We start from the raw sequence: 7,017 nt of genomic DNA, 5'->3' as shown, positions 1-7,017 counted from the left end.
TCTTTTTGGTAATTTTACTATTACAGTAAAAGCAGTTTTTTTATTCATAACTTTAATTTGCAGCAAAGCTATGATAGGACTAGCTTGCAAAAGATTTTATCCTACTTTTTGTCCATTAAGCCGGTTAGAATAAAAAATGGTGACAACATCTATGTTTCAAAACCATGTAACGGGACAATAAATGAAAAACAACTATATTTAAAAAAGAACAGCTATCTATACAGAGAACTGATTGAAAAAAAATCAAGTGCAATTCAATATTTATTTTATGGTGCTGAACCATTTGGTATGGACGACAAAAACTTTGGACTACACGCTGTATGGACAGAATAGCTACACAACAGCTAAGGTTTCGTTGCGTCCAACGGACGAACGATGAAACCGATGTTGCACGGAACCTACGGTAGTTTTTATTTTGTTATGGGGTTTGAGTTTCTGTTTATACCGACACTCAATATATATGAATCACAAAATTCCGTTTAGCTTCGGCATAGAATTAAGAAAAACCATTGACCCAATAGGTATGTATTATTTTGGTTTGAAATTTGGAAAAGTATTTTAATTTGGCTTAGTACTATAATACTTTTTTTATCACAAAGGACGCAAGGTTGATTTGCAAATGCGTACCATACGATTTGACAACTCTGCGTACCCAACAACCTACGCTGAGTGGTCAAACCTACACATGCCCACCTAAGCCAAACTCACCATTGCATTATTCACAGCACTTCTCATCCTGCTAAACACCTTTTTGCGGTGCCCTTCATTGGATTGGCTTAGTTTATCAAACCGCTTTTGCAATATACTTATTTTTTCTAAACTTTTGCGGCCAAACTCATAATCATCAACATGCATCAGGTTCAGTGTTTGGTATGGCACGAAGGCTTTTACTTGTTCACCCATATCTAACACTACACTATTATCGCACAACACTATTTCATTATAATATAGCTCAAAATTTCCCGTTTTGATTTCGGGATTTTGCACGTCAAACTTTTGTCCGTGCTCTGCCATTTCCTCAATATTTTCTACAAGCAATTTTAATTGCTTCAGTAAGGTTATGCCCATTTCAATAGCCACGTCTTCTATCTCCACAAAATATATTATTTGTTTGATAATGCTGTTAATGATTTCGTCGTTCCACACTTCCACCGTATGTATGCGGTTAAAACTATCTAATGCTTTGCAGCCATAATCCATTATGCGGGTATCATTGAACATGTCAGGACTAAATGTTTTCTTTTTCAGTTCAGGTTCATTTATTACCATTTTACGCCATACAAATATTTTAAATGCTGCCAGTTCTTTATAATGAAAGTAATAAAATATGGGCAAATCCTTAGCTGAATAATGCATAGTAAATTGGGGTAATTGCATGCCCATTTCTAATGTCTTTGAAAGATTCTGTATATATGACTCAAAAGTATAATTCTCATTATCGAGAAAATTAAAATCAACCTGTAATTTACCCTTTACTTTTTGACCATTAATCTCATTCAAAGTGGTGCTGAGCATTTGGCAGAGCCTCTCAGTCAAATCCAAATCTATTGCAGCTTCACCCTTAGTCCATCGTCGCACGGTTTCCTCGTTCACACAAAAGTGATCGGCAAGATGTGCATTAAAACGTTGGCCGGGTTGTACCCGATCAAATTTCTGTTTGAGTTTTCCAAATAATCCTATTTGGTTGTGGATGATTCTGCTCTTTGACATATATAATACTTATTAGGTTTTAACACATAGAAAAAGTACCAAGAACAGAATCCAAAATTGTAATCGTTTTCTATCATACTATTATAGAAAAACGTACTGAATTATTTTTATTTCGATGAATAGAAAAAGTAAATGTATAACTTATATATTCCGGGTTGGTTTTGGTGAACTTGTAGTTTTATCTTTATATTTTTAAAGATGAATAATCGTTAAAAGGTTGCGTAAAAAATTTAGAACCTTTTATTTTTTGTTTGATAATTAAAACTTTAAAAATAGATAGCCATTAAACTATTCTCTATATAAATTTGAATTACGGAATATGTGTTCTCAGAACATATTATATCTATGGTTGTGTGTTTTCACCAACCATTAACGAAGCGTATGAGGTTTTTCGGTTTGGTTCGCCGCGACGAACCAAACCGAAGGCAATATATTGGGAATTTATTTGTAATTCCTGCAAATAAATTATCTTTGCAAACAAAATGCTCGACATTGAAACATACCGCAATTATTGTATCTCCAAAAAAGGAGTGACCGAAGAATTTCCTTTCGATAATGAAACGTTAGTTTTTAAAGTTTGCGGAAAAATGTTTGCATTGGCTAGTATCACCCAATTTAAAAGTATCAATTTAAAGTGTGACCCCGAAGAAGCAATTGATTTAAGAGAACGCTATGATGCTGTGCAACCAGGCTACCACATGAATAAACAACACTGGAATACTATAATAATTGATGGGACTTTACCACTCAAATTTCTACTTCAGCAAATCGATAATTCCTATAACTTGGTGATGAAATCTTTGCCGAAGAAAGTGAGGGAGGGTTTGGTTTAAAGCGAGATTGCCACTCCTCGTTTTCTAAATTTTATCTCAAATATTAAATTGTTTTTCAACGAGACTCGCAATGACGTTATACCATTTCTTAAACCAAAATAGTTCTCCGCCTGAGGCGGATTAGTTTTTAGAATGGTAATGCCGAACTACAATATGTTTAGTCCCCCTTTTTTTGGACTATTATATATTGAGTTTCGGTATTATTTCTCTGAATCCTCGTTTTACTTTTACCTTCTTGTGCATTAACTTTGCAGCACAAAAAAAAATTAGATACAAATATATTATGAGTAAAGTAACCGTAGTAGGTGCAGGCAATGTGGGAGCCACTTGTGCCGATGTAATAGCCCACAAAGAATTATGTAACGAGTTGGTATTGGTTGATATCAAAGAGAATTTTGCTGAAGGTAAAGCTCTTGATATTTGGCAAACTGCCCCCGTGGATATGTATGATACCCGCATCACTGGCAGCACCGCCGATTATAGTAAAACTGCCAACAGCGACGTAGTCGTAATTACCAGTGGCCTACCCCGCAAACCTGGTATGAGCAGAGATGACCTTATCCAAACCAATGCTGGTATAGTAAAATCGGTTACCGAAAATATCATTAAGTATTCTCCAAATGCTATTATAATCGTCGTTTCAAATCCTTTGGATGTGATGACCTACTGTGCATATCTTACTGCCAAAGTTGACAGCAGTAAAGTATTTGGCATGGCCGGCATATTGGATACGGCCCGCTATCGTGCTTTCTTAGCTACCGAGCTTAACTGCTCACCCAAAGATATACAAGCAGTTTTAATGGGGGGCCACGGCGATACCATGGTTCCACTTCCCCGCTATACTACCGTGGCTGGTATTCCAGTTACGGAACTTGTAGCCGAAGATAAATTGAATGCTATTGTGGAACGTACCAAAAAAGGTGGAGGCGAAATCGTAAACTTATTGGGAACCTCTGCATGGTATGCTCCTGGGGCAAGTGCCGCACAAATGGTAGAAGCAATATTGCGTGACCAAAAACGTATATTCCCTGTGTGTGCTTGGCTGCAAGGCGAGTATGGTTTGAAAGATGTATACCTTGGCGTACCAGTTGTGTTGGGCAAAAATGGTATTGAAAGAATAATTGAATTAAAATTAAACGAGGCTGAAACAAAACTATTAAATGAAAGTTCGGTTGCCGTGAAAGAAGTAATGAATGTGCTTGATAATTTGAATCAAGTTCCTGCATAATACAAAACCAATCCGCCCACTGCGGACTAACTATTATAGAGCCGACAATTATTATAGTCGGCTCTTTTTATTTATAACATTTATATAAAGTACTATTTGCAAAAATTAAATATCATATACGAAGACAATCACTTGATAGCTGTGAACAAACCATCGGGCTTATTGGTGCAAGGTGATCGCACGGGCGATATATGTTTGCTTGATTTAACCAAAGAGTTTTTGAAAGAAACCTATAATAAGCCTGGTAATATATTTTGTGGTTGTATACACAGAATTGATAGACCCGTTAGTGGATGTGTATTGATGGCCAAAACTTCCAAAGCTTTGGAAAGGATGAATAAAATTTTTAGCCAGCGTGAGGTGCAAAAAACATACTGGGCATTGGTCCACAAGAAACCTATAAATTTAAAAGGGATACTAACACATTATATAATAAAAAACGAGCAACAGAACAAAGTAAAAGCATATGATAGTGCGAGACCAAATGCATTGGAAGCATTATTGGAATATGAACTGATCAAGCAAGTAAACAAAGGATATATATTAGAGGTGAAACCCTACACTGGACGTCCGCACCAAATACGTTCGCAATTAGCAGCCATGGGTTGCCCCATAGTGGGCGATGTGAAATATGGTTCTCCTGCTCCATTGCCTGATGCAGTTATCGGATTGCATTCGAAAGAATTGAGATTTGTGCATCCCGTAAAAAATGAAAGTGTATATATTGATGCGGCGGTGCCGAGGATATTTTTGTAGTTTGTATTAACTTGGACATTTTTAATAATCTTAATTCTATATTAATCAATAAGCATCTGAGTTATGAGCAGGCTTATTTAAAGACAAGGGAACTATTTAAAAATATACGAAAAATTCCTGCTTTTACTTGTAACTTATCAGATTTACCTCTCGAATATCAAAGATATTGTGTCATTCGGACTGTTCGACATTTTAATAGAACTATTAATGTTGACAAAAGAGAAATGATATTAAACAACATAAATAGAATAAGCTATCCTCCAAAAGATAAAGTTAGAAGGAATAGATATAACAATGAGAACACTCAAATTTTTTATTGCGGATTTTCAAAGATGACCTCCGTATTTGAACTGTTTGACAGTCAATTAACCGATGACTTCTGCCTTACTCATGGAATTTGGCAAATCCAAAATAGTATTGAAATCATTTGTTTACCAGATTTTCATTCGTTAGCAAAAGGGAATAAAATAAATCGATATATTTTAGAAGTAATGAATCACAATATTGAGAAAAAACTCAACAAAGTCGACTTAGAATATTATCGTAATTTTTTAAATTATTTTTCTGAAATAAGTACTTATAACCCAAATAAGAAAGTAAATGTTTATGCCATATCCTGCTGCTACTATGATATGTGCAGAGAAAATTCGAATAGACACCCTAATAAAAATATAGAAGGTATTTTATATCCATCCAGAAAATTGAACGAGTTCGAGGGAGTGGGTAGTAAAGAGGTAGGTTTTAATATCGCATTAGAAAAACACGTAATTGATAAAGAGAAAATAAAGCTTATACATATTGAACGAGAGTACTATCATTTCAACCAAAGCACATTGCAAATTAAACCCATTTTACATCCCAATATAAATATATGGGCTGATGGAGATAGTATAGATTATGAAAATAATTATATTAACTATAAAAAAGGGAAATCAATTAAGGCAGAATAATATTACTTCAACCCCTCCAACACTTTCACAATAGCTTCTTTTATTTTTGCAGCATCGGCTTTATTTAATACAGATACAAATATGGCAGGATTGTTTTTTTTGGCCATCCAGGTAGATTTAAGATTTTCAAAAATTTCGGGCTCTTCTATTAAATCTGTTTTATTAAAAACCATGAGTGTAGGTTTATCGGCTGCACCTATATCAACCAAGGTTTGATTGACTACATCTATTTGTTCTTCAAAATTTTTGTGTGATACATCTACCACATGCAATAATGCATCGGCCTCACGCACTTCATCCAAGGTAGATTTAAAACATTCGACCAATTGATGAGGCAGTTTGCGAATAAAACCAACGGTATCACTTAACAAAAAATTATGTCCATCAATATATACTTTTCGCACGGTTGCATCCAGGGTGGCAAATAATTTATTCTCTGCAAGCACCTCACTTTTGCTCACCATATTCATAATAGAAGATTTACCTACATTGGTATAACCCACCAATGCCAAGCGTTTCACACCTGTCCTATTTTTTCTTTGACCTATATTAATACGGTCTATATCCTCCAATTTATCTTTGAGCAAACTAATACGGTCACGAATTACACGACGGTCAGTTTCTATTTCACGCTCGCCAGGGCCACGCATCCCTACACCACCTTTTTGTTTTTGCAAGTGCGTCCACATGCGGGTAAGTCGTGGCAACATATATTGATTTTGTGCAAGCTCTACTTGGGTTTTTGCTTGCGATGTGCGGGCATTGCGGGCAAAGATATCAAGAATCAAATTACTGCGGTCGAGTATTTTTACTTTAATTTCTTGCTCCAGATTTCTTATTTGAGAAGGGGTGAGTTCATCGTCGAATACCACCATATCCGCTTCTTCTTGGTTTATATAAGAAACTATATCGGCTAATCGTCCTTCGCCTACATAGGTGCGTGGATGTATTTTTTGTAGTTTTTGCGTGAACTTTTTTAAGGGCTTTGCACCGCAGGTTTCAATCAAAAAAGCAAGCTCCTCTAAGTATTCAACAGTTTGTATATCACTCTGCTCGGGCGTTTGTACTGCTACCAGCACTGCAGTTTCTTGCTTAGCTGTAGTATCATATAATTTCGTTTTTATCAAGATACAAAGATAGTGAGGTGATAGGATAGCTTATTATACTATTAACATCTGTTTAAATTTTTTGTTTTGTACTTAGCTTTTTATTCCGACTTTTGCCATACTAAATATTTACCATTATGTCAAAAGGAAAAGATGCCAAAAAAGAAGCTAAAAAAGCTCCTGCCAAAACTCCAAAAGAAAAGAAAGAGGAAAAGAGAGAGAAGAAAGCTGGGAAATAGTATAGTTTCTTAAAAAATGAAATTTGCAGCCGAGTCATTATGAGTCTCGGCTTTTTTATTATGCATAAAAAAGTTATACCGAAACTCAATATATAGTAGTCCAAAAGAAAGGGACTAATCCCGAAAGCTTTCGGGATTAGTTCGGCATTACCATTGTACAAACCAAATCCGCCGCTGGCGGAGAACTATTTTAGT

At 35.5% G+C, this 7,017-nt stretch carries 6 protein-coding genes; 4 read left to right on the top strand and 2 right to left on the bottom strand.

Annotated features, from left to right (window positions below; all coding sequences use genetic code 11):
* Positions 1–693: 693 nt before the first annotated feature.
* A complete protein-coding gene (locus SGJ10_08825) occupies positions 694–1,710 on the bottom strand; it encodes a hypothetical protein (GenBank protein ID MDZ4758227.1) in 1,017 nt (338 codons plus the stop codon).
* A gap of 482 nt (positions 1,711–2,192) precedes the next feature.
* On the opposite strand from SGJ10_08825, the gene SGJ10_08820 reads away from it, so the two are divergent.
* The 4 genes from SGJ10_08820 to SGJ10_08805 all read left to right on the top strand — a co-directional run bounded on the left by SGJ10_08820 (position 2,193) and on the right by SGJ10_08805 (position 5,477).
* Positions 2,193–2,543 (top strand): MmcQ/YjbR family DNA-binding protein, encoded by a 351-nt coding sequence (locus tag SGJ10_08820; protein ID MDZ4758226.1) that lies wholly within the window; start codon positions 2,193–2,195, stop codon positions 2,541–2,543.
* 283 nt (positions 2,544–2,826) lie between these two features.
* Positions 2,827–3,771 (top strand): malate dehydrogenase, encoded by a 945-nt coding sequence (gene mdh, locus SGJ10_08815; GenBank protein ID MDZ4758225.1) that lies wholly within the window; start codon positions 2,827–2,829, stop codon positions 3,769–3,771.
* 96 nt (positions 3,772–3,867) lie between these two features.
* Positions 3,868–4,527, top strand: a complete 660-nt coding sequence (locus SGJ10_08810; protein MDZ4758224.1) for an RluA family pseudouridine synthase — start codon at positions 3,868–3,870, stop codon at positions 4,525–4,527.
* Between the two features lie 491 nt (positions 4,528–5,018).
* A complete protein-coding gene (locus SGJ10_08805) occupies positions 5,019–5,477 on the top strand; it encodes a hypothetical protein (GenBank protein MDZ4758223.1) in 459 nt (152 codons plus the stop codon).
* A gap of 2 nt (positions 5,478–5,479) precedes the next feature.
* Here the strand turns inward: SGJ10_08805 and hflX are convergent, their stop codons facing one another.
* Positions 5,480–6,604 (bottom strand): GTPase HflX, encoded by a 1,125-nt coding sequence (gene hflX, locus SGJ10_08800; protein ID MDZ4758222.1) that lies wholly within the window; start codon positions 6,602–6,604, stop codon positions 5,480–5,482.
* Between the last annotated feature and the right edge of the window lie 413 nt (positions 6,605–7,017).

It is taken from the genome of Bacteroidota bacterium, from assembly GCA_034439655.1.
Lineage (GTDB): Bacteria > Bacteroidota > Bacteroidia > UKL13-3 > UKL13-3 > CANJUD01.
The sequence above is the reverse complement of the archived record's forward strand: the minus strand, read 5'-3'. Positions and strand labels throughout refer to the sequence as shown.

Coding starts and splice junctions, on each gene's coding strand:
- SGJ10_08825 (MDZ4758227.1), bottom strand. CDS start 1,710: ATGTCAAAGAGCAGAATCATCCACAACCAAATAGGATTATTTGGAAAA.
- SGJ10_08820 (MDZ4758226.1), top strand. CDS start 2,193: ATGCTCGACATTGAAACATACCGCAATTATTGTATCTCCAAAAAAGGA.
- mdh (MDZ4758225.1), top strand. CDS start 2,827: ATGAGTAAAGTAACCGTAGTAGGTGCAGGCAATGTGGGAGCCACTTGT.
- SGJ10_08805 (MDZ4758223.1), top strand. CDS start 5,019: ATGAATCACAATATTGAGAAAAAACTCAACAAAGTCGACTTAGAATAT.